The sequence below is a fragment of the Micromonospora sp. C28ISP2-4 genome (genome assembly GCF_030519385.1).
GTDB classification, from domain to species: domain Bacteria; phylum Actinomycetota; class Actinomycetes; order Mycobacteriales; family Micromonosporaceae; genus Micromonospora; species Micromonospora tulbaghiae.
The window spans coordinates 464,150-485,723 of sequence record NZ_JAUMKG010000003.1; the positions used below are offsets into that span (position 1 = coordinate 464,150).

At 73.6% G+C, this 21,574-nt stretch carries 19 protein-coding genes; 11 read left to right on the plus strand and 8 right to left on the minus strand.

The genetic code is table 11. From position 1 onward, the window contains the following. Positions 1–70: 70 nt before the first annotated feature. On the plus strand, positions 71–1,480 hold the full coding sequence (locus tag Q3W68_RS15460; RefSeq protein ID WP_302906085.1) for a serine/threonine-protein kinase: 1,410 nt from the start codon (positions 71–73) through the stop codon (positions 1,478–1,480). 9 nt (positions 1,481–1,489) lie between these two features. On the opposite strand, the gene Q3W68_RS15465 is transcribed toward Q3W68_RS15460, so the two are convergent. The 4 genes from Q3W68_RS15465 to Q3W68_RS15480 form a co-directional block, all read right to left on the minus strand. Next, a complete protein-coding gene (locus Q3W68_RS15465) occupies positions 1,490–2,059 on the minus strand; it encodes a hypothetical protein (RefSeq protein WP_302906086.1) in 570 nt (189 codons plus the stop codon). Beyond that, entirely contained in the window at positions 2,052–2,591 is a 540-nt protein-coding gene (locus Q3W68_RS15470) for an RNA polymerase sigma factor (RefSeq protein WP_120570558.1), read from the minus strand. The genes Q3W68_RS15465 and Q3W68_RS15470 overlap by 8 nt, the downstream gene beginning before the upstream one ends. A 171-nt stretch (positions 2,592–2,762) precedes the next feature. Continuing rightward, positions 2,763–3,707, minus strand: a complete 945-nt coding sequence (locus tag Q3W68_RS15475; RefSeq protein ID WP_302906087.1) for a permease prefix domain 1-containing protein — start codon at positions 3,705–3,707, stop codon at positions 2,763–2,765. Beyond that, the gene (locus tag Q3W68_RS15480; RefSeq protein ID WP_120570556.1) at positions 3,704–4,045 is read right to left on the minus strand and encodes a PadR family transcriptional regulator; all 342 of its coding nucleotides are present in this window, start codon (positions 4,043–4,045) and stop codon (positions 3,704–3,706) included. The genes Q3W68_RS15475 and Q3W68_RS15480 overlap by 4 nt, the downstream gene beginning before the upstream one ends. Positions 4,046–4,229: 184 nt before the next feature. On the opposite strand from Q3W68_RS15480, the gene dnaE reads away from it, so the two are divergent. Further along, positions 4,230–7,763 carry a DNA polymerase III subunit alpha gene (gene dnaE, locus Q3W68_RS15485; protein ID WP_120570555.1) on the plus strand — a complete coding sequence of 1,178 codons (3,534 nt, stop codon included), beginning with the start codon at positions 4,230–4,232 and terminating at the stop codon, positions 7,761–7,763. A 28-nt stretch (positions 7,764–7,791) separates the two neighbouring features. Here dnaE and Q3W68_RS15490 read toward each other — a convergent pair whose 3' ends face one another. Beyond that, on the minus strand, positions 7,792–9,315 hold the full coding sequence (locus tag Q3W68_RS15490; protein ID WP_233586245.1) for an N-acetylmuramoyl-L-alanine amidase: 1,524 nt from the start codon (positions 9,313–9,315) through the stop codon (positions 7,792–7,794). A gap of 221 nt (positions 9,316–9,536) precedes the next feature. Here Q3W68_RS15490 and Q3W68_RS15495 point away from each other — a divergent pair, with 221 nt between their 5' ends. Both Q3W68_RS15495 and Q3W68_RS15500 read left to right on the plus strand, forming a co-directional pair. Further along, entirely contained in the window at positions 9,537–10,412 is an 876-nt protein-coding gene (locus Q3W68_RS15495) for a DUF2268 domain-containing putative Zn-dependent protease (RefSeq protein ID WP_302906088.1), read from the plus strand. A 108-nt stretch (positions 10,413–10,520) separates the two neighbouring features. Continuing rightward, the gene (locus Q3W68_RS15500; protein WP_302906089.1) at positions 10,521–11,558 is read left to right on the plus strand and encodes an aminotransferase class V-fold PLP-dependent enzyme; all 1,038 of its coding nucleotides are present in this window, start codon (positions 10,521–10,523) and stop codon (positions 11,556–11,558) included. Between the two features lie 121 nt (positions 11,559–11,679). Here Q3W68_RS15500 and Q3W68_RS15505 read toward each other — a convergent pair whose 3' ends face one another. Next, a complete protein-coding gene (locus Q3W68_RS15505; protein ID WP_302906090.1) occupies positions 11,680–12,195 on the minus strand; it encodes a peptidoglycan-binding protein in 516 nt (171 codons plus the stop codon). Between the two features lie 90 nt (positions 12,196–12,285). Beyond that, positions 12,286–13,458 carry an acyl-CoA dehydrogenase family protein gene (locus tag Q3W68_RS15510; RefSeq protein ID WP_120570551.1) on the minus strand — a complete coding sequence of 391 codons (1,173 nt, stop codon included), beginning with the start codon at positions 13,456–13,458 and terminating at the stop codon, positions 12,286–12,288. 87 nt (positions 13,459–13,545) lie between these two features. Between Q3W68_RS15510 and Q3W68_RS15515 the strand changes: the two genes are divergently transcribed. The 4 genes from Q3W68_RS15515 to Q3W68_RS15530 all read left to right on the plus strand — a co-directional run bounded on the left by Q3W68_RS15515 (position 13,546) and on the right by Q3W68_RS15530 (position 17,489). After that, complete coding sequence (locus Q3W68_RS15515; protein WP_302906091.1) at positions 13,546–14,199, plus strand: TetR/AcrR family transcriptional regulator; 654 nt, start codon at positions 13,546–13,548, stop codon at positions 14,197–14,199. 45 nt (positions 14,200–14,244) lie between these two features. Continuing rightward, positions 14,245–15,687: an aldehyde dehydrogenase family protein gene (locus Q3W68_RS15520; protein WP_120570549.1), complete on the plus strand. Its 1,443-nt coding sequence runs from the start codon at positions 14,245–14,247 to the stop codon at positions 15,685–15,687. Beyond that, positions 15,684–16,760, plus strand: coding sequence for a zinc-binding dehydrogenase (locus tag Q3W68_RS15525; protein WP_302906092.1), 1,077 nt, complete (start codon positions 15,684–15,686; stop codon positions 16,758–16,760). Before Q3W68_RS15520 ends, Q3W68_RS15525 begins: the two co-directional genes overlap by 4 nt. A 90-nt stretch (positions 16,761–16,850) precedes the next feature. Next, entirely contained in the window at positions 16,851–17,489 is a 639-nt protein-coding gene (locus tag Q3W68_RS15530; RefSeq protein ID WP_302906093.1) for a transcriptional regulator, read from the plus strand. Between the two features lie 79 nt (positions 17,490–17,568). Here the strand turns inward: Q3W68_RS15530 and Q3W68_RS15535 are convergent, their stop codons facing one another. Further along, positions 17,569–18,126 (minus strand): TetR/AcrR family transcriptional regulator, encoded by a 558-nt coding sequence (locus Q3W68_RS15535; RefSeq protein WP_302906094.1) that lies wholly within the window; start codon positions 18,124–18,126, stop codon positions 17,569–17,571. A 54-nt stretch (positions 18,127–18,180) separates the two neighbouring features. On the opposite strand from Q3W68_RS15535, the gene Q3W68_RS15540 reads away from it, so the two are divergent. The 3 genes from Q3W68_RS15540 (at position 18,181) to Q3W68_RS15550 (ending at position 21,548) form a co-directional block, all read left to right on the plus strand. Next, complete coding sequence (locus tag Q3W68_RS15540) at positions 18,181–19,242, plus strand: FAD-dependent monooxygenase (protein WP_302906095.1); 1,062 nt, start codon at positions 18,181–18,183, stop codon at positions 19,240–19,242. A 120-nt stretch (positions 19,243–19,362) separates the two neighbouring features. Beyond that, positions 19,363–20,928, plus strand: a complete 1,566-nt coding sequence (locus Q3W68_RS15545) for an MFS transporter (protein ID WP_302906096.1) — start codon at positions 19,363–19,365, stop codon at positions 20,926–20,928. Positions 20,929–20,939: 11 nt separating this feature from the next. After that, a complete protein-coding gene (locus Q3W68_RS15550) occupies positions 20,940–21,548 on the plus strand; it encodes a TetR/AcrR family transcriptional regulator (RefSeq protein ID WP_302906097.1) in 609 nt (202 codons plus the stop codon). The last annotated feature ends 26 nt before the right edge of the window (positions 21,549–21,574 follow it).

Sequence of the window (21,574 nt, forward strand, 5' to 3'; positions counted from 1 at the left end):
CGGTCGGGTTCTCCTGTCCTGTTGGTCTCCGGCCGGCCCGGTTCGGTTCGGTGGATCGTCTACCGTCGACGTGACGGCGGCCGTGGTGGCGGTCCCGGAGGTGATGCGGATGATCACGCCGGCGCGGATCGGGGCGTACCGGGTGGAGCGTCTGCTCGGGACGGGGTCCTTCGCCACGGTCTGGCTCGCGTACGACCCGGCCCTGGCCGACCGGGTGGCGGTCAAGGTCCTGGCCGAGAACTGGAGCCACGACCTGCGGGTGCGGGAACGGTTCCTCGACGAGGCGCGGCTGCTGCGGCGGCTGGACGACCACCGTCTGGTCCGGGTGCACGCCGTGGGTGAGTTGCCCGACGGCCGCCCGTACGCCGTGCTGGCCTGGGCGGACGGCGGCAGCCTGCGGGACCGCCTGGCCCGCGGTCCGCTGCCGGTGGGACGGGCGCTGACGGTGCTCGACGAGATCGCGGCGGGAGTGGCGGTGCTGCACCGGCACCGGGTGGTGCACCGTGACCTCACGCCGAGCAACGTCCTGTTCCACTCGGCGCCCGGCGGCGACCGGGTGCTCGTCGCCGACCTCGGGCTGGCCAAGGCGCTCGCCTCCGCCTCCGGGCTGACCGCGCGGGCCGGCACGCCCGGCTACATGGCACCCGAGCAGGACGATCCGCTCGCCGTGGTCGACACCCGCGCCGACGTGTTCGGGCTGGGCCGCCTCGGGCTGCGGCTGCTCGGCCGGGAACGTCCGCCGGGCGGTGCGGCCGACGGCCGGACGGCCGGCTCGCGGCTGCGTGCCGGGGTGCCCGCTGCGGTGGACACGGTGCTGCGGACCGCCACCGCCGTGCGCCCCGCCGATCGCTACCCGGACGCGGACGCGTTCCGGCAGGCGCTGCGGCGCGCGGTGGCAGGCGTGCCCACGGGTGACGACGCGCGGCGCGCATCCCGGCCACGCCTGGTTTCCGCCGTGGCGGCGGTCGCGGTGGCGCTCGCCGTCGCCGCCACGTGTGCGGCGGACGCGGTCCGCCCCGCCCCGGCCGGTGCGGTGGGCCGCAGCGGGCCGCTGACAGTGGTCCTGCCGGCCGGCTGGCGGGCCGAGGGGACCGGCTGGGCGGGACGGTACGGCGACGACGGCGACCTCGAACCGGCGCTGGTGATCTCCCCGGACCCGGGGAACTGGGCGGCCGACCCGGCGCTGCCCGGCGCGTTCGTCGGCCTCTCCACCGGTGCGGAGGGCCGGGCCGGGCCGGCGGCCTTCCTCGCCGGACGGGCCCACGGGGACTGCGCCGCGGCTGCGCCGCGTCGCAGTCGGCCGGGGGGCGTGGAGTGGACGGTGGTCGCGTACACCTGCCCCACCGGCCGCCCGGTGATCGTCGAGGCGGCCGCGCCGGCCACCGGCCGGGCCGGTCTGCTCTACGTCCAGCTCGTGCCGCCGCCGGACGTGGGCGCGGACTTCGTCGACCGCGTGCTCGCCGGGGTGCGGGCCGGGTAGGCGGCGCGGTCAGACCACCACCACGGTGATCGGGTACGCGCGGCCGTCCTGCGGGACGGTGACCACCACCGTGCCGGTGCGCACGAACCGGATGTCCACCACACCGGCCTCGTAGCTGCGCGAGACCAGGTCCTCGCGGTCCACTGTGACCTCACCCGGCCCGATCCCCGTGATGCGCAGGATCCCGCCGGCGGCGAAGCAGAGGGACTTCAGCAGTGCCAGCTCGGTCTCGGCGAGCACCAGGTCGTAGCGGACCGGGCCGAAGCACGCGGCCGGGGCCGTGGTGCGTACCGACGGGGTGGGCCGGGTGGCCGGGGGCACGACCGGCGGTCGTGACCGCGTACCCGGGCTCGTCGGCGCGGCCCTCGACGGTGCCGGGACCGGGGTGCTCGCGCCCCGCGGAGCCGGGGTGGGGCCGGGCGAGGTCGCGGCGGTGGGTGGCGCGACGGCGACGGCGCTGGTCACCGCCGGCCGTACCGGCAGCGGCGAGACCGGGCGGTCGGCGCAGGCGGGCGCCCCGGCGAGGGCGACGAGGGCGACGACCGCGAGGCGGCGCCGGCGGCGGGCCGGGTCACGCATCGGACAGCCGCGCCCGGAGCTGCCGGCGGGCCTCGTGGATGCGGGACTTCACGGTCCCCTCCGGCACGTCGAGCAGGCCGGCGATCTCCCGGTAGCTCAGCCCGAGCACGTCGCGCAGGGTCACCGCCTCGGCGAGGTCCGGCGGGACCGCGTCGAGCGCGTCGAGCAGGTCGAGCCGGGTGCCGGCGACCACGCTGGTCCGGCGCGGGTCGGGCCGGTCCGGCAGCGGGACGCCGCCGGCCTCCCGCTGCCACCGTCGCCGCAACGTGCGGTAGGTGGAGCGGGCCCGGTTGGCGGTGACCCGGTAGAGCCAGGTGTCGAACGACGAGCGGCCCTCGAACCCGGTGATCCCATGGGCGAGCGCGAGCAGAGCGTCCTGGCAGGCCTCCTCGGCGTCCTGCCGGTGGGGCAGCAGCCGGGCGCACTGCCGCAGCACCTCCGGCCGTACGGCGGCCAGCAGGGCGTCGAGGGCCTCGCGGTCGCCGCGTGCCGCCGACCGGGCCAGCTCGTCCGTGCCGTCGGGGAGGGGCATCAGGGCGTCCCAGTGCTCGCCGGTGGTCCTGCCACCAGGCTATGCCCCGGGAGGCGGTGCCACCCCGGCTGAGTCGGGCAGCCGACGGCGTCCCGCCCCGGCGCCGACGGCACCGGGGCGGGAAGGGGAGCCGGTCCGGCGGCCTCTCGGCCGCCGGACCGGAGCCGTGCGTCAGCGGGCGGCGCGGGCGGCCTTGACCGCGCTGTCGGCCACGTCCCAGATCGTGACGAGCACGACCACCGCGGCGGCCACCCGGGCGACCTGGTCCGTGCCGCCCTCGCGCAGCCAGGCGAACCGCTCGACCAGCTCCGGGTTGAGCAGCCGGTCGGTGGCGAGCAGCCAGAGCACCGGGGCGGCGAAGGCCACGCCGAGCACCGCGTTGACCGCCACCAGCGGCCAGGTCCACCGCCCGGACCGGTACTTCGCGATCTCCAGGCCGACGGTGGCCAGCAGCACCACGATCAGGGCCGGCAGCCAGAAGCTCCAGAGAGCCGGGTCGAGCACCGCCATCCGGGAACCGTCGTCGGTGGTCCAGCGCTGGAAGTGCTGACCGATCAGGCCACCGACGGTGGCGAGCAGGAACACCACCGAGGCGATGCTGTCGGAGTGGCTGATCTGCCGCTCCCGGGTCTCCTCGGGGAGCTGGTCGACGGTCCACTCGGGCAGGCCGAGCGGGGTCCGGGTGCGTTCCAGCACGGCGAACACCAGCGTGACCCAGAACGCGATCTGCACCGCCGTCTGCATCGCGGCGACGACGGCCGCCCCGATCGCCGCGCCCGGCTCGCCGTCGACGAGCGCCTTCGTGACGCCGGCGAGCACGCCGACGATCGCCGGGATCCAGGTGAGCAGCAGCCGCAGCAACCGCCACCACATCAGGTAGTAGCGCGGGCCGATGAGCTGCAGCGTGCGGTCGCTGTAACGGGCCGCGAGCTGCTCGGGGTTGCCCAGCTCGGTGAGCACCTCGCGCTCGGCGGAGGCGTGGTCCTGTCCGCCGGAGGTCCGGTCGTCGATCATGTCGGCGATGGAGCCGCGCAGCTCCTCGGCGAGTTCCAGGCGGCGCTGCGCGGGCACGGAACGCATGGTGGCGGCGACGTAACGGTCGGTCAGGGAACTCATCGTTCCGCTCCTTCGATCAGTTCGGTGACGGACGACCGCACCGCGGTCATGTCGTCGAGCAGGCGGTTCAGGACGTCCTGGCCGTCGTCGCTGGTCCGGTAGAACTTGCGCGGCCGGCTCTCCTCGGTGTTCCACTCGCTGGTCAGCAGGCCCTGGTCCTCCAGCCGGCGCAGCAGCGGGTAGAGCGTGTTGGCGTCGACCGCGAAGCCGTGCGCGGCCAGCCGTTGCAGCAGTGCGTATCCGTAGTCGGGGCGGCGCAGGGCGACCAGGCTGGCCACCACGACAGTGCCGCGTCGTAGCTCCTGGAGATGGGTCCGGAGGACCTCGTCGCTGACCATGCTCAACACGATAGTGTGTGCCACACACTATTGCAACAGCGAAGAACACCGCGTGCCGCACACCGGCCACTCGGAGAGACCCGGACCACCCTCGGCGCGGACGGTGGAGCCCGCACGATCACCTCGGTAGGGTGGGTCGGTCGACTCCGACGCAGCTTGATCCACAACCCGGGGGGCGCCACGCATGGGCGATTCGTTCGCGCATCTGCACGTACACACCGAGTACTCGATGCTCGACGGGGCGGCCCGGCTCAAGGACCTCTTCGCCGAGGCGGCGCGGCTCGGCATGCCGGCGGTGGCGATCACCGACCACGGCAACATGCACGGCGCGAACGACTTCTACAAGCAGGCCATGGACGCCGGGGTGAAGCCCATCCTCGGCGTCGAGGCGTACGTCGCGCCGGAGTCGCGCTTCCACAAGGCGCGGGTCAAGTGGGGCCGCCCCGAGCAGAAGAGCGACGACGTCTCCGGCAACGGCGCGATCACCCACATGACCATGTGGGCGAAGAACCGCGACGGCCTGCACAACCTGTTCAAGCTCAACTCGCGCGCCTCCATGGAGGGCCACTACGTGAAGTGGCCCCGGATGGACATGGAGCTGATCGCCGAGCACGCCGAGGGCATCATGGCCACCACCGGCTGCCCGTCCGGCGCGGTGCAGACCCGGCTGCGGCTGGGCCAGTTCGACGAGGCGCTCAAGGTCGCCGCCGCGTACCAGGACATCTTCGGCAAGGACAACTACTTCCTGGAGATCATGGACCACGGCCTCGACATCGAGCGCCGGGTCCGCGAGGGGCTCACCGAGATCGCCCGCAAGCTCGACATCCCGCCGGTGGTCACCAACGACTCGCACTACACCCACGAGGCGCAGGCCGAGGCGCACGACGTGCTGCTCTGCGTGCAGACCGGCAGCAACGTCGCCGACCCGAACCGGTTCCGCTTCGAGGGCGGCGGCTACTTCGTCAAGTCCGCCGACCAGATGCGCGCCGTCGACTCCTCCGAGCTGTGGCAGCAGGGCTGCCGCAACACGCTGCTGGTGGCCGAGAAGGTCGACCCGGCGGGCATGTTCACGTTCCACAACCTGATGCCGCGGTTCCCGATCCCCGAGGGCGAGACCGAGGAGTCCTGGTTCCGCAAGGAGACGTTCGCCGGGCTCAAGCGCCGGTTCCCCGACGGCATCCCCGAGGGCCACGTCGTCCAGGCCGAGTACGAACTGGGCGTCATCATCCAGATGGGCTTCCCGTCGTACTTCCTCGTGGTCGCCGACTTCATCCAGTGGGCCAAGAGCCAGGGCATCGCGGTCGGCCCCGGGCGTGGTTCGGCGGCCGGCTCGCTCGTGGCGTACGCGCTGGGCATCACCGACCTCGACCCGATCCCGCACGGCCTGATCTTCGAGCGGTTCCTCAACCCCGAGCGCGTCTCCATGCCGGATGTCGACATCGACTTCGACGAGCGCCGGCGCGGTGAGGTCATCAAGTACGTGACCGACAAGTGGGGCGAGGACAAGGTCGCGCAGATCGCCACGTTCGGCACGATCAAGGCGAAGGCCGCGATCAAGGACTCGGCCCGGGTGCTCGGCTACCCGTACGCGGTCGGCGACCGGATCACCAAGGCCATGCCCCCGGCGGTGATGGGCAAGGACATCCCGCTGTCCGGCATCTTCGACCCGAAGCACCCCCGCTACGCCGAGGCGGGCGAGATCCGCGGCCTCTACGAGTCCGACCCGGACGTCAAGAAGGTCATCGAGACCGCCAAGGGCATCGAGGGCCTGATCCGGCAGACCGGTGTGCACGCCGCCGGCGTCATCATGTCCGCCGAGCCGATCATCGAGCACATCCCGCTGATGCGGCGCGACTCCGACGGCGTCATCATCACGCAGTTCGACTACCCGACCTGCGAGTCGCTCGGGCTGCTGAAGATGGACTTCCTCGGCCTGCGCAACCTGACGATCATCGACGACGCGGTGAAGAACATCCAGCTCAACCACGGCCGGGAGCTGGACCTGCTCGGCCTGCCGCTGGACGACAAGCAGGCGTACGAGCTGCTGGCCCGCGGTGACACGCTCGGTGTGTTCCAGCTCGACGGCGGGCCGATGCGCTCGCTGCTGCGGCTGATGAAGCCGGACAACTTCGAGGACATCTCCGCCGTCCTGGCGCTCTACCGGCCCGGCCCGATGGGCGTGGACTCGCACACCAACTACGCGCTGCGCAAGAACGGGCTCCAGGAGATCACCCCGATCCACCCGGAGCTGGAGGAGCCGCTGCGCGAGATCCTCGCGCCCACCTACGGCCTGATCGTCTACCAGGAGCAGGTGCAGCGCGCCGCGCAGATCCTCGCCGGCTACACGCTCGGCCAGGCCGACCTGCTGCGCCGGGCGATGGGCAAGAAGAAGAAGGAGATCCTCGACAAGGAGTTCATCCCGTTCCGGGACGGCTGCCGCGAGCGCGGCTACTCCGACGAGGCCATCCAGGCCGTGTGGGACGTGCTGGTGCCGTTCGCCGGCTACGCGTTCAACAAGGCGCACTCCGCCGCGTACGGCCTGGTCTCCTACTGGACCGCGTACCTCAAGGCGCACTACCCGGCCGAGTACATGGCCGCCTTGCTCACCTCCGTCGGTGACGACAAGGACAAGATGGCCATGTACCTGTCCGAGTGCCGCCGCATGCGCATCCAGGTGCTCCCGCCGGACGTGAACACCTCGGCCGGGCCGTTCACGCCGGTCGGCAAGGAGATCCGCTTCGGTCTCGGCGCGGTGCGCAACGTCGGCGCGAACGTGGTCGCCTCGATCATGCGGTGCCGGGAGGAGAAGGGCGACTACGCCGACTTCTACGACTTCCTGTCCAAGGTCGACGCGGTGGTCTGCAACAAGAAGACCATCGAATCGCTGATCAAGGCCGGGGCGTTCGACTCGCTCAAGCACCCGCGCAAGGGCCTGCTCGCCGTGCACGCCGACGCCATCGACGCGTACGCCGACGTCAAGCGCAAGGAGGCGGTCGGCCAGTACGACCTGTTCGGCGCCGGCTTCGGCGAGGCGGAGACCGGCGGCACCACCACGGTCATGCCGGTCATCGGCGAGGGGGAGTGGGACAAGCGCGACAAGCTCGCGTTCGAGCGCGAGATGCTCGGCCTGTACGTCTCCGACCACCCGCTGTTCGGCCTGGAACACGTGCTCGGGGCCGCCGCCGACACCACGATCGCCGCGCTGTCCGAGGAGGGCACAGTGCCCGACGGCGCGGTGGTCACGCTGGCCGGCATCCTCTCCGGCGTGCAGCGCCGGGTCACCAAGCAGGGCCGGGCGTGGGCGTCGGCGACGCTCGAAGACCTCGCCGGCGGCGTGGAGACGCTGTTCTTCCCGAACACGTACGAGGTGATCGGGCAGTACATCGCCGAGGACGCCATCGTGGTGGTCAAGGGCCGGGTCGACCGGCGCGACGACACGCCGCGCATCATGGCGATGGACATGTCCATGCCGGACGTCACCAGCAACCCGGCCAACAAGCCGGTCACGCTGACCATCCCGGTGCACCGCTGCACGCCGCCGCTGGTGGAACGGCTCAAGGAGACGCTCGTGCTGCACCCCGGCGACACCGAGGTGCACGTCAAGCTGCTCAACGGCGGCAAGGTCACCACGCTGCGCCTCGGCCCGTTCCGGGTCGCGCCGACCACCGCGCTGATGGGTGACCTGAAGAGCGTGCTCGGCCCGGCCAACGTGAGCTGACCGGGCCGAGCGCCTCCGGCTCAGCGAGCTAGACGCGGGTGACGCGGATGGCGTCGGCGATCACGTACCCGGTGCTGCCGGACCACCGGCTGACACCCACCTTGTTGGCGTCCCCGGCGGCCAGGGTGAAGGTGCCCAGCGAGCGCCACGCACCGCCGTTCGCCGTCTGGTTCACCGAGACCGTCTGGTTGCCGCTCGTCGTCGCGACGATGTACGGCGTGGACGTGTTGTAGCCGGCCACTGCCGGATACCAGACCTCCACCCGGTAGGTGGCTGTCGCCGGGATGTTCACCTTGTACCAGGCGGTGTCGCTGGCCGCGACGGGGTTGGCGTACCGGTAGTCGGCGCCGTAGCGCTGCGCCGAGTACGTCGAGGTGCTCCAGTTGGCGCTCGCGGTGAACCGGCCGGCGGTGGTGTTGTCCACGATGGTCGACCAGGCGGTCGGCGGGGGCGTGGTGCCGCCGGTGACGAGCTGCATGTAGTAGGTCCAGTTCCAGTTCGAACCCGGGTCGGTGTGCGTCGCGCCCGGCACCTGGTTGTGCCCGATGATGTTGGTGCGGGTCTTCGGGATGCCGTACTTGTCGCACAGGTACCGGGTCAGCGCCGCCGACGACCGGTACATCGCGTCGGTGTACCAGGAGGCGTTGTCGACGTACCCCTCGTGCTCGATGCCGATCGACTGGGTGTTGTAGGTCCAGTTGCCGGCGTGCCAGGCGATGTCCTTGTCCCGCACCATCTGCGTCACCGCGCCGTCGGAGGAGCGGAGCAGGTAGTGCGCGCTGGTGCCGGCGGCGGCGTTCTGGAACCAGCTGATCGAGCCGGCGTAGCTGCCCTGCATGGTGTGGATGACGATGTAGTTGATCGGGTACGCCGACTCGCGGCTGGAGACCGTGTAGTTGGACGAGTTGGCCGGCACCCAGGCCGCCGGGCCGTAGTCGGTGCTCAGGGTGCCGAAGTCGCCGGTGCCCAGCGGCGCCACGTCGGCGTACCGCCCCCGCTGGGGCGCGACCGGGCGGCCGTCCACGCTGACCTCGCCGCCGGCCGTGGTCGCGATGAAGCCCCGGGCGAGCAGGTCGTACACGGAGTCGGCGTACAGCCGGGCGGTGGCCGCGTCCGCCGAGCCGCCGTAGCGGGCGATCGGGCCGTACCACTGGTTGACGTCGTCGCGCTGCGCCGCGGTCAACCCGGCCTCGTCGGCGTAGGAGCGCAGAACCGCCGCCGCGCCGGCCACGTTCGCCGCGTCCCGGGTACGCAGTTCGGCGCGGTCCAGCCGGGTCCGGCGCGCGGCCTCGTCGAGCGTGCGCACCTTCGGGTTGCTGGTCAGGTGCATCACGCCGTATCCGCCGGAGGCGCTGGGCTCGCCGCCGTGACCGTCCAGGCGGGTCTCGGCGTACCCGAGCGCGGCGAGCAGGTCGCGCGGCACGTCGGAGCCGGCGGCGGCCCGGTCGAAGGCGGCGGCGAGCGGTTGCGCGCCGTGCTGTGGCGCGGCCTGGGCCGGCTGGCCGGTCAGGCCGATCATGAGGATCAGGGCGCCGCCGAGCAGGTGGCTCATCCGACGCGAGGGTCTCCGAATCGTCACAGGCACTCCTCGTCCGCTACAGGGGGGCGACCGTGCTCACGTCGCCGGTTCGCCGCACCCTATAGCGTGACGTTTGTCTATGTCGATACCTTGCATCGACGGCCTATTTGATGAAGACTTCCTTCAGGTTTCTGGACCGGCCCCGTACCGTCGCGGTCTTGCCCGGCGCGCCACGGCCGGGCAGCATCGTGCGGATGCCGCCCACCGACCTGCTGCGCGTCCGCGATCTGGTGCCCGACTTCCTCGCCTGCGCCGGCCACGGCGCGCCGGAGCTGCCGGTCTCCCGTTACCTGGCCGGACACCCGGACGTGGCGCGGGCGCTGCGCCGCGACGGCGACTGGTCCGACGCCGCCGGCGTGGCCACCGTCCTGGACGGCCTTCGCGACCGCGCCGCCGACCTGGCGGCACGAGCCGAGACGGTACGCGCGTCACTGCCCGGCGGTGTCGCGGCGGTGGCCGCTGCACTGGGCTGGTCCGGCGACGGTGGGCCGGTCGAGTGCGTGGTGCTGATCGGGCTGAACCAGGCCAACGGCTGGGCCGGCGAGCTGAACGGCAGATACGCGCTCTTCCTCGCCGTGGAACAGCTCGGGCCGCCGGAGGACCTCGACCTGCTGGTGCGGCACGAGGCCGCGCACGTGGTGCACGACCGCCGCGCCGCGATCCGCGACTGGCCCGAGTACGGGGTGGCGAACGCGCTGTTCACCGAAGGGCTCGCCACGCAGGTCACCGCGGAACTCGACGCCGGACGGCCGGACGAGGCGTACCTCTGGTTCGGCCGTCCCGGCCACCGGCAGTGGCTCGACGAGTGCCGCCGCCGGTGGCCGGAGATCCTGCGCCGGGTGCGCGCCGACCTCGACGCCACCGACGCCGAGCACCACGCGCCGTACTTCCTGATGCGGGACTCTCCGCTGGCCGGCGGCCTGCCCAAGCGCTGCGGCTACCTGGTCGGCCTGACCGCGGTACGACGCCTGCGCCACCACCACTCCCTGCGCGACCTGGCCACCTGGCCCCTGCCGAGGGTGCGGCGGGAGATCGCCGAAGCGCTGACCGACCTCCCCCCACCCACCTGACGCCCACCCCACCCCACCCCGCGCGTCCGCCCCGCTCCATGGCCGCGGGGGGCCACGGGGGTGGGATTGGCGGTGTCGGGGTGGGGAGGGGGTGGCTAGCGTCGGGCCATGGAGCTGGAGCAGGCGCAGAAGTTGTGGCAGCCCGAGGCGGGCTGGTTGAACACGGCCACCTATGGACTGCCGCCGGAGCCGGTGTGGGACGCCGTGCAGCGGGTGCTCGCCGACTGGCGGACCGGGCGGGTGTCGTTCGAGGTGTGGGAGGAGTCGGTGGACCGCTCCCGGGCCGCCTTCGCCCGCCTGACCGGTGTGGACGTCCCCGACGTGAGTGTCGGCGCCAGCGCGTCGCAACTCGTCGCGCCGATCGCGGCCGGGCTGCCGGCGGGCGCGACCGTGGTGGTGCCCGAGACCGAGTTCACCTCGATCCTGTTCCCGTGGCTGGTCCAGCAGGAGCGCGGCGTGCGGGTACGCACCGTGCCGCTGGCCGGCCTGGTCGACGCGATCGACGCCGACACGGACCTGGTGGCGTTCAGCGTGGTGCAGTCCGCCGACGGCACTGTGACTCCGTACGACGAGATCGTCGCGGCGGCCCGGGCGCACGGCGCGTTCGTGGTGGCCGACGCGACGCAGGCGTGCGGGTGGCTGCCGTTCGCGGCGGACCGGGCCGACGCGGTGGTGGTGGCGGCGTACAAGTGGCTGATGGCGCCCCGGGGCTCGGCCTTCGCCTACCTCGCCCCGGCGCTGCGCGAGCGGGTGCGCCCGGACGCGGCCGGGTGGTACGCCGGAAGCGACCCGCACGCCTCCTACTACGGACTGCCGCTACGCCTGGCCGACGACGCCCGGCGTTTCGACATCTCCCCGGCCTGGATGAGCTACGCCGGGGCGGCTCCGGCGCTGGAACTGCTCGCCGACCTGGAGCCGGAGGCGGTGCGCGCGTACGACGTGGGGCTGGCCAACCGGTTCCTGGCCGGGCTGGGCCGGCCGCCCGGCGACAGCGCGATCGTCACGGTGGACGTGCCGGACGCGCAGGAGCGGCTGGCCCGGGCGGGGGTGCGCGCGGCGGTACGGGCCGGCCGGGTCCGCGCCTCGTTCCACCTCTACACGACCGAGGCGGACGTGGACCGGGCGGTCGAGGCGCTGACCGGCTGACCCCGCAACCGGGGAGCAACCGGGGAACGGCCGGGGAGTATGCCCGAGCGCGGCCGGAACGATCCGGAGCGCAGCCGGAGAACGGCCGGCGCGCCAGCGCGCGCCGGCCGTTGCGAATCGCTCAGCAGACGTCGAAGGTCGCGGACGTGTAGGAGAGCAGTTCCCATCCGCGGTCCGGGCCGAGGGTCATGTCCCACCTGCCGTCGGTCCGGCGACCGAGCTGGAAGTAGTCGGTGGTTCCGTCGTAGGCGTACCAGCCCTCGCCCTCCCAGACGACGAGCCGGGTGGCCGCCCGGGACAGCGTCTTGGCCCCGACGACGCCGTCGGCGACGAGGCCCCGGGCGTTCTGCCACCGCTTCGTGGCCGCCGTGGTCTGCGGCCCGAACCGGCAGCCGACGTCGGAGTAGGTGAGGTAGCCGTCCGCCCACAGGATCATCTGCCACATGGCGACGACGTTGCTGTACGAGCGTGTCGACGCCGAGATCGGGCCCTCGTCGCCCCAGTCGTCCCGCCAGTCGCCGGAACCCGTGATGTACCCCTGACTCACGCTCGCCGAGGCCGGTGCGGCCGAGACCGCGAGGACTCCGAGCATGGCGGCGGCCGTCGTGAGCGCGACGGCCGTGATTCGAGTACGCATGTGCATCTCCTCCGGCTGGTGGTGCCTTTGCCGGGGACACACCTGGCGCCCGTAGCCGGTTGCGCAGAGTCAGAGTCGAGACACAACGCGTCAGGCCAGGTGGCCGCCGATCTTCGTGTACCCGCGGAGCAGGTCGCGGGAGATGATCAGCCGCTGCATCTCGTCGGTGCCCTCGAAGATCCGGTACAGCCGGACCTGCCGGTACCAGCGTTCGATCGGCAGCTCACGGGTGTAGCCCATGCCGCCGTGGATCTGGAGCACCCGGTCCACCACGCGGTTGACCATGCCGGCGCCGTAGAGCTTGCCCATCGAGGAGGCGTGCCGGGGGTCGAGGCCCTGGTCGACCGTCCAGGCCGAGCGCAGGATCAGCCAGCGGGCCGCCTCCAGCTCGGTCTCCGAGTCGGCGATCATCCACTGGATGGCCTGGTTGGTGCCGATCGGCGCGCCGAACGTCTCGCGCGTGTTGGCGTGGTCGATCGCCATCTGGAGGACTCGTTCGGCGATGCCGACGGCGTGCGACGGAATGGTGTAGCGGCCCTTGCCGATCCACTCCATGCCGAGCGTGAAGCCCTGCCCGATCTCGCCGAGGATGTTGCGGTGCGGCACCCGTACGCCGTCGAAGATCAGCGAGGCCGGGCCGCCCTCGCCCATGGTCTGGATGAACTCGGACCGCCAGCCCATCGCGCGGTCCACCAGGAACGCGGTCGCGCCGCCGCGGCGGGCGCCCTTCTCCGGGTCGGTCACCGCGACCACGATGGCGAAGTCGGCGTCGTTGCCGTTGGTGATGAACGTCTTCTCGCCGTCGAGGACCCAGTCGTCGCCGTCGCGGCGGGCGCGCAGCTTGATGTTCGCCGCGTCGGAGCCCGCGCCGGGCTCGGTGATGGCGAAGCAGGAGATCCGTTCGCCCTCGATGGTGGGGATCAGGAACTCGCGCTTCTGCTCCTCGGTGGCGTGGAACAGGATGTTGTCGGCCTCGCCGCCGAAGCGGAACGGCACGAAGCTGCGGCCCAGCTCGGTCCAGATCAGCGACTGCATCACCGCGGGCAGGGCCATGCCGCCGTACTCCTCGGGCGTGGCCAGCCCCCAGAAGCCGAACTTCTTCGCCTTGAGCTGGAGTTCGCGCAGCTCGGAGCGGTCCAGGCCGGGCTGGTGGGCGCGCTCGCGGCGCAGCACCTCCGCCTCCAGCGGCATCACCTCCCGGGTGACGAACGTGCGAACGGTGTCCCGGATCGCGCGTTCCTCGTCGGACAGTGCGAAGTCCACGGTGCCCCCTCAGGTCGACTGCCTATAAACTAGCGCTGGAAGTTTTCCCGCGTCCAGACCCGATGTCGAAAGGAGGATGATGACCAGGTGCCCCGACCCCGACAGGCCCTGCTCACCCGCGACCGGATCGTCGAGACCGCGCTGGCGCTGATCGACGCCGACGGGCTGGACGCGCTCTCGACCCGTCGGCTCGCCGCCGCGCTGGGCGTCCGCGGCCCCTCGCTCTACAACCACTTCGCCACCAAGGAGGAGATCCTCGACGCGGTGGCCGACGGCGTCGCGGCGACTGTCGACATCGGCGTCTTCGAGAAGTACGACTGGCTCGACGCGCTCGGCCGCTGGGCGCGCTCGTACCGGGCCGCGCTGGCCGCGCACCCGAACATCGTGCCGTACCTGGCGCAGGGGCCGGGCCGCCGTCCCGCTGCGCTCGCCATGGCCGACGCGGTCTACGGCTCACTGGTCCGGGCCGGCTGGCCGCCCGCGCGGGCCACCCACATCGGCGCCGCGATGCGCTACTTCGTGGCCGGGTCCGCGCTCGGCTCGTTCGCCCGCGGCTTCGTCGAGGACCCCTCGCTCTACGCCGCGCACCCGCACCTCAACCAGGCCCACCGCCTCGCCGGCCACCAGCGCAGCGTGGACGAGGGGGCGTTCGCGCTCGGCCTGGACGCGCTGCTGCACGGGCTGGCCGCCGAGTACGCGGCCACCGTCGCCCCGCTGGAACGGGTCGGCGGTCCGGAGTAGCGTCGAAACTCCCACCGCTAGTTTCCACCGCCCCCGAAGGACGCCATGGATCTCGCCGCCGCCCCTCCCGCCCTGCTGACGCGCCGCCACCTGCACGTCGCCGGTGACTGGGTCGACCCGTCGTCGGGCGACACCATCCCGGTCGAGAACCCGGCCACCGGGAGCATCGTCGGCGAGGTGCCCGCCGGCACACCGGCCGACGTGGACCGCGCGGTCGCCGCCGCCCGCGCCGCGTTCCCCGGCTGGGCCGCCACCGCCCCCGGGCAGCGGGCCGCGCACCTGGACCGGCTGCACGCCGCGCTCGCCGCCCGCGCCGACGAGATCGCCCGCACGGTGGCGACCGAGCTGGGTACCCCGCTCAAGCTCGCCACGCGCGTCCAGGCCGGCCTGCCGCTGACAGTGCTGCGGACCATGGTCGACCTGGCCGCCCGCCCGGCCGCCGAGCACACGGTCGGCAACTCGCTCGTGGTCCGGGAGCCGGTCGGCGTGGTCGGGGCGATCACCCCGTGGAACTACCCGCTGCACCAGGTGGTCGCCAAGGTCGCGCCCGCGCTCGCCGCCGGGTGCACAGTGGTGCTGAAGCCGAGCGAGCTGACGCCGCTGACCGCGTACCTGCTGTTCGACGCGATCACCGACGCCGGCCTGCCGCCCGGCGTGGTGAACCTGGTGCCCGGGACCGGCCCGGTGGTCGGCGAGGCGCTCGCCGCGCACCCCGACGTCGACCTGGTCTCGTTCACCGGCTCCACCGCCACCGGCCGGCGCATCGCCCACCTGGCCGCCGAGCGGATCGCCCGGGTGTCGCTGGAACTCGGCGGCAAGTCGGCGAACGTCGTCCTGGCCGACGCCGACCTGCCCACCGCGGTCAAGGTCGGCGTGGGCAACGCGCTGCTGAACTCCGGGCAGACCTGCACCGCCTGGACCCGGATGCTGGTGCACCGCGACCGCTACGCCGAGGCGCTGGACCTGGTCGCGGCGGCGGTGGCCGGCTACCGGCTCGGAGACCCGTTCGACCCGGCCACCCGGCTCGGCCCGCTGGCCTCCGCCGCGCAGGCCCAGCGGGTACGCGACCACGTCGACCGGGCGCTCGCCGACGGCGCCCGGCTCGTCGCCGGTGGCCCGGACGCGCCACTGCCGCCGCAGGGGCACTTCGTGGCGCCCACCGTCTTCGCCGACGTGCACCCGGACAGCGCGCTCGCCCAGGAGGAGGTGTTCGGGCCGGTGCTCGCGGTGATCCCGTTCGCCGACACCGACGAGGCGGTCGCCATCGCCAACAACTCCCGGTACGGGCTGGCCGGCGCGGTCTGGTCGGCCGACGAGGAGGCGGCGCTGGCAGTGGCGCGGCGGATGCGTACCGGCCAGGTGGACGTCAACGGCGGCGCGTTCAACCCGCTCGCCCCGTTCGGCGGCTACAAGCAGTCCGGCCTCGGCCGGGAGCTGGGCGCGTACGGCGTGGAGGAGTTCACCGAGGTGAAGGCGATCCAGCGATGAGGGCGCTCGTGGTGCGCGGCCGGGGCGAGACACCGGCGGTCGAGGACGTACGGCTGCCCGCGCCCGGCCCGGGTGAGCTGCGGGTACGCATCCGCGCCGCCGGCATCTGCCACTCCGACCTGGCCATGGTGGACGGCACGCTGGCGCCCGCGTACCCGCTGGTGCTGGGGCACGAGGCCACGGGCGTGGTGGCCGAGGCCGGGCCCGGCACGACGCTCGCGGTCGGCACACCCGTGGTGCTCAACTGGGCGCCGGCCTGCCGGGAGTGCTGGCACTGCCGGCACGGCGAACCGTGGCTCTGCGCCGCCAACCCCAACCCGTCGACACCCCGGGGCGAGACGGCCGCCGGTGAGCCGCTTCAGGTCACGCTCGGGCTCGGCGCGCTCGCCGAGGAGGTGGTGGTGCCGCAGCACGCCGCCGTGCCGGTGCCGGCCGGACTGCCGCCGGAGCAGGCCGCGGTGCTGGGCTGCGCGGTGCTCACCGGCGTCGGCGCGGTCCGCAACACCGCGCGGGTCGCACCCGGCGAGTCGGTGGCGGTGATCGGGCTCGGCGGGGTGGGCCTGGCCGTGCTGACCGCCGCGCGGCGGGCCGGCGCGTCGCCCATCCTCGCCGTGGACGTGGTGGAGGCCAAGCGGGACCTGGCGCTCGCCGCGGGCGCCACCGACTTCCTGCGCTCGGACGACCGGCTGGGCAAGGAGATCCGGGTCCGCACCGAGGGACGCGGCGTGGACCACGCGTTCGAGTGCGTCGGCCGGTCCGCCACCATCCGCGCCGCCTGGCGGGCGACGCGGCGCGGGGGAGCGGTCACCGTGGTCGGCATGGGCGGCAAGGACGACATGCTCAGCCTCTCCGCGCTGGACATCTTCCACTCCGCGCGCACGCTGCGCTCCTCGGTGTACGGCTCGACCGACCCGGACCGGGAGGTGCCGGAGCTGGCCGAGGCGCTCGCCGCCGGTGACCTGGACCTGGGGCCGCTGGTGAGCGGCACGGTGCCGCTGGCCGAGGCGCCCGCCGCGCTGCAGCGGCTGGCCCGCGGCGAGGGCGCCCGCTGGGTGGTCACCTTCCCGGACTGATCCGGCTCGGGCCGGATTCGCCGGTGGCGCATCCGGATCGGGCCGTGCGGACGAACCCCTGGGTAGGAGAGCTACCCGGGGGTACGTCCGTTGCTGACCGAGAACATGCCGGCCTGGGCCGCCGAGACGGCCCGCAAACGGCTGACCGCCGCCGCCGAGGACCTGGACGACAACCGGGTCGCCGGGCTGGTGCTCGACCTGGCCGCCGAGGCCGGGGTGGTGCCCGCCTGGGAACAGGTCTGCCTGCCGCTGCTGGGCACGCTGCGCGGCGACAGCGCCGCCGAGATCGCCGTCGAGCACGCCCTCTCCGAGGGGGTACGCGTCGGCCTGGACGTGTTCGGCCGTGAGCCGTCCCGGCCGCTTCCCGCCCAGGGCGTGCTGCTCGCCGGCGCCGAGCACGAGACGCACTGCCTCGGGCTGCACGCCCTCGCCGCGGCGCTGCGCGAACGTGGCCGGGGCGCGCTGCACCTCGGCCCGGCGCTGCCCTGGTCCGCGCTGGCCAGCGCCGTGGCCCGGGTCCGCCCGCGGGTCGTGGTGGTCTGGTCGCAGACGCCGCTGACCGGCCGCGCGTACCGCCTGGTCCGTCTGCGGCGGGACCTGCCCGGGGTACGCGTGCTCGCGGCCGGTCCGGGGTGGATCGAGCCGTTCCCGCCCTCGTCGGCCGTGCCGCAGCGGCTCGCCACGCTCGGCGAGGCGACGCTGGCCTGCCTGGCCGGCGGCAGCGCCTGACCCCCGGGCGCCTGATCGGCGAGCGCCGGACGCCAGTCACCTGATCGGCCCGCGCCTGACGCCGCAGCCTGGCACCCGGTCAGCCGGCGCGGCAACCGCGCAGCAGCGTGGCGACGGCCGACTCCGGGTCGAAGCCGTCATCGGGGGAGGCGAGCTGGTTGCTCAGCAGCCCGTCGACGAGCGCCAGCAGCATCCGGAAGTGGGCGGGCGGATCGGCCGAGCCGAGCGTGGCGAGCAGCGGCTCGCCCCAGCCGGCCAGCCGTGCCCGGGCGGCCTCGATCGCCGGGCGCAGGTCGGGCCGCACGGCCGCCTCGACGAACAGCGCGTACCGGGCCAGGGTGACCACCCGCTGCTGGTCGGTGAACTCCCGGATCAGCCGGCCGACCACGGCGGCGAAGGCGGCGACGTCGCCCGGCGGCAGGTCCGCGGCGAGCCGTTGCCAGGCCGCCGTCTCCACCTCGACCAGCCGGTCGAAGACGCCGGTGACCAGCGCCTCCCGGGTGCGGAACCGGTTGGACGCCGAGCCTTCGGGCAGGCCCGCCTCCGCGTCCACGGCCCGGTGGGTGAGCTGCCGCGGCCCTCCGGTGCCGAGCACCCGGATGGCGGCGTCGAGCAGGAGCTGCCGGCGATCGGTCACCCGGTCAGACTACAGCCGTAGTGCAGCCGACTACATCTGTAGTACGGTGACCGCATGGGCGGACGCGCGGTCGTGGTCGGGGGCGGCATCGGCGGGCTCGCGGCGGGCATCGGCCTGCGTGCGGCGGGCTGGGAGGTGACGGTCCTGGAGCGGTCGGCCGCGTTGCCGCACAGCGGCACCGGGCTCGGCATCTGGCCCGCCGCGATGCGCGCCCTGGACGCCCTCGGCGTCGGCGACGAGGTGCGCCGCCGGGGCAGCCGTCAGGCCGGCGGCTCGATCCGGCGTCCCGACGGCAGCCGGATCGCCACCGTCGACGTCGAGCGGCTGGAACGCCGGCACGGCGAGCCGGTGCACCTGGTCACCCGGCCGGTGCTGCTCGCCGTCCTGGCCGGCGCGCTGCCCGGCCCGGTGCTGCGCCTCGGCGCACCGGTGACCGACCCGGTGTCGCTGCTCGACGCGTACGACCTGGTGGTCGGCGCGGACGGGATCAACAGCGTGGTGCGCGCGGCGATGTACGGGCAGCGGTACCCGCTGCGCTACGCGGGCGCGGTGGCCTGGCGCGGCGTGGTCGACATGGACCTGGCCGAGGGTGGCGAGACCTGGGGGCGGGGGCGCAAGTTCGGGCTGACCCCGGCCGGGCCGGGCCGCACCAACTGGTACGCCGCGGTGCGGCTGCCCGAGGGGCACCCGGCGCCGCCGGACGACCGGGCCGAGCTGCGCCGCCTCTTCGGCGACTGGCATTCGCCGGTGCCGGAGGTGCTCGACGCGCTCACCCCGGAGGGGATCCTGCGGCACGAGATCCGCGACCTGACGCCGCTGCCGTCGTACGTGTCCGGCCGGACGGCGCTGCTCGGCGACGCCGCGCACGCGATGACCCCGGACCTCGGGCAGGGCGCCTGCCAGGCGCTGATCGACGCGGTCACGCTCGCCGACTGCGTACGCGACGCCGGGGACGTGCCGGCCGCGCTGCGCGCGTACGACGGGCGACGCCGGCGGCCCACGCAGCGGATCGCGGCCGGCGCGCGGTGGGCCGGGCGGCTGTCCGGCGTGCGGCGGCTGCTGCCGGTACGGGACGCGCTGCTGCGGCTGGCGCTGGCGGCCGGCCCACCCGCGTGACCTGAGACACATCCGATACGAACCCGTTCCGTATCGAAACAGGCTCACCTACGCTCGGCAGCGTTACGAGTCTGGCCCGTATCGTATTTCGAACGCGGGTGAACCGGGGGGAGAACGGCAGTGGAACCGCACGAGAACACCGGACACCCGAGGAGGTGGGCGATCCTCGGGGTGCTGGTGATCAGCCTCCTCGTGGTCGTCCTCGACAACACCATCCTCAACGTCGCGCTGCGCACCCTGGCCGACCCGGTGCACGGCCTCGGCGCCACCCAGGGCGAGCTGGAGTGGGCGATCAACTCCTACACGCTCGTCTTCGCCGGGCTGCTGTTCACCTTCGGCGTGCTCGGTGACCGGCTCGGCCGCCGCCGCTTCCTGATCCTCGGGCTGGCGCTGTTCGGCCTGTCCTCGCTGCTGTCCGCGTACGCGCAGGACCCGGGCCAGCTCATCGCGGCCCGCGCGCTGATGGGCGTCGGCGGCGCGGCCATCATGCCGGTGACACTCTCGATCATCTCCAACGTCTTCGACCCGCGCGAGCGCGCCAAGGCGATCGGCGTCTGGGCCGGCGCGGTCGGCCTCGCGGTGGCGATCGGCCCGGTGCTCGGCGGCGCGCTGCTGGAGCACTTCTGGTGGGGCTCGGTCTTCCTGATCAACGTGCCCGTGGTGGCGCTCGGCGTGGTGCTCGTCGCGGCCCTGGTCCCCGAGTCACGCGACCCGAAGCCCGGCCGGGTCGACCTGCTCGGCGTGCTGCTCTCGGTGGTCGGCCTGGTCGCGCTCACCTACGGCATCATCGACGGCGGCGAGCACGGCTTCGGCCGCCCGCAGGTGTGGGTCGCGGTGCTCGGCGGTCTCGCGGTGCTCGGCTGGTTCGTCGCCCACGAGCTGCGCAGCGACCACCCGTCACTGGACGTACGGCTGTTCCGGGTGCCCCGCTTCGCCGCCCCGGTGGCCCTGGTCGGGCTGGTCTTCTTCGCCGCCATGGGCGTGATGTTCTTCGGCGCGTTCTACCTCCAGCTCGTCCGCGGCTACAGCCCGCTGGAGAGCGGCCTGCTGTTCCTGCCGTTCGCCGCGGCCCAGCTCATCTTCGCGCCGCGCAGCGCGGCGATGGTCCGCCGCTACGGCGGCCGGGCGGTCGCCGCCGTCGGGCTGCTGCTCACCACTGTGGCGCTCGCCGCGTTCGTCTTCATCGACGCGGACACCCCGATCTGGATCTTCTCGGCGCTCGGTTTCCTCCAGGGCGCCGGGATGGCCAACATCATGCCGCCGGCCACCGAGTCGATCATGTCCGCGCTGCCCCGGGAGAAGGCCGGCGTCGGTTCCGCAGTCAGCAACACCGTGCGCCAGGTGGCCGGCGCGCTCGGCGTGGCGGTGCTCGGCTCGGTGCTCTCCGCCGTCTACCGCGACCAGGTCGGCCCGGCGGTGGCGGCCCTGCCCGCCCCGGTGCGCGACGCGGCCCGCGAGTCGGTCTCCGGGGCGTACGCGGTCGCCAGCCGGCTCGGCCCCGACGCGCCGCGGCTGATCGACGCGGCGAACGACTCGTTCGTCTCGGCCATGCACTGGGCGGCGGGCGCCTCCGCGGTGGTGGCCGCGCTCGGCATCGTGATCGTGCTGCGCTGGATGCCGGGCCGGCCGGTCGTCGCCCCCGACGCGGCGCCGGTCACCGACCGGGAGTTGGCCGGTACCGCGTAGGTTCGTGGACAATGTCTGACATGACTTCCACGGCGGATGCTCCGCGGTCGCCCGGGCGACCGCGGAGCACCCGCGCGGACGAGGCGATCGTCGACGCCACCCTCGACCTGCTGGCCGAGGGCAGCACCATAGAGTCGCTGTCCATCGAGGCGATCGCGGCCCGCGCCGGCGTCGGCAAGGCCACCATCTACCGCCGCTGGCCGGGCAAGGACGCGTTGCTGCTGGACGCGTTGCGCACGCTCAAGGGGCCCGCGCCCCGCACGGCCGGGCGCTCCGTCCGCGACGACCTGGTGCTGCTCGTCGGCGCCGTGGGCCAGCACACCGACCCCCGGGTCCGCAAGATCATGCCCTGCCTGGTGCCCGAGGTGAACCGCAGCTCGGCCCACCGGCAGGCGTACGAGGCGATCGTCGAGCCCCGGCGCGCGGCGCTGCGCGAGGTGCTGCGCCGCGGGATCGAGCAGGGCGAGCTGCGCGCCGACCTCGACGTCGAGGTGACCATGTCGCTGCTCACCGCGCCGATGCTCACCCAGCGGATGCTGCGCTGGCACCCGGAGCGTGACGAGCGGCTGCTGCCCGAGCGGATCGTGGACACCGTCCTGGACGGCCTGCGAGTCCGCTGACCCGCGCCCCGGCCGGCGGTTCCCGG

Coding starts and splice junctions, on each gene's coding strand:
- Q3W68_RS15520 (WP_120570549.1), top strand. CDS start 14,245: ATGGATCTCGCCGCCGCCCCTCCCGCCCTGCTGACGCGCCGCCACCTG.
- Q3W68_RS15550 (WP_302906097.1), top strand. CDS start 20,940: ATGTCTGACATGACTTCCACGGCGGATGCTCCGCGGTCGCCCGGGCGA.
- Q3W68_RS15505 (WP_302906090.1), bottom strand. CDS start 12,195: ATGCGTACTCGAATCACGGCCGTCGCGCTCACGACGGCCGCCGCCATG.
- Q3W68_RS15500 (WP_302906089.1), top strand. CDS start 10,521: ATGGAGCTGGAGCAGGCGCAGAAGTTGTGGCAGCCCGAGGCGGGCTGG.
- Q3W68_RS15540 (WP_302906095.1), top strand. CDS start 18,181: ATGGGCGGACGCGCGGTCGTGGTCGGGGGCGGCATCGGCGGGCTCGCG.
- Q3W68_RS15470 (WP_120570558.1), bottom strand. CDS start 2,591: ATGCCCCTCCCCGACGGCACGGACGAGCTGGCCCGGTCGGCGGCACGC.
- Q3W68_RS15525 (WP_302906092.1), top strand. CDS start 15,684: ATGAGGGCGCTCGTGGTGCGCGGCCGGGGCGAGACACCGGCGGTCGAG.
- Q3W68_RS15475 (WP_302906087.1), bottom strand. CDS start 3,707: ATGAGTTCCCTGACCGACCGTTACGTCGCCGCCACCATGCGTTCCGTG.
- Q3W68_RS15480 (WP_120570556.1), bottom strand. CDS start 4,045: ATGGTCAGCGACGAGGTCCTCCGGACCCATCTCCAGGAGCTACGACGC.
- Q3W68_RS15465 (WP_302906086.1), bottom strand. CDS start 2,059: ATGCGTGACCCGGCCCGCCGCCGGCGCCGCCTCGCGGTCGTCGCCCTC.
- Q3W68_RS15490 (WP_233586245.1), bottom strand. CDS start 9,315: ATGAGCCACCTGCTCGGCGGCGCCCTGATCCTCATGATCGGCCTGACC.
- Q3W68_RS15495 (WP_302906088.1), top strand. CDS start 9,537: ATGCCGCCCACCGACCTGCTGCGCGTCCGCGATCTGGTGCCCGACTTC.
- dnaE (WP_120570555.1), top strand. CDS start 4,230: ATGGGCGATTCGTTCGCGCATCTGCACGTACACACCGAGTACTCGATG.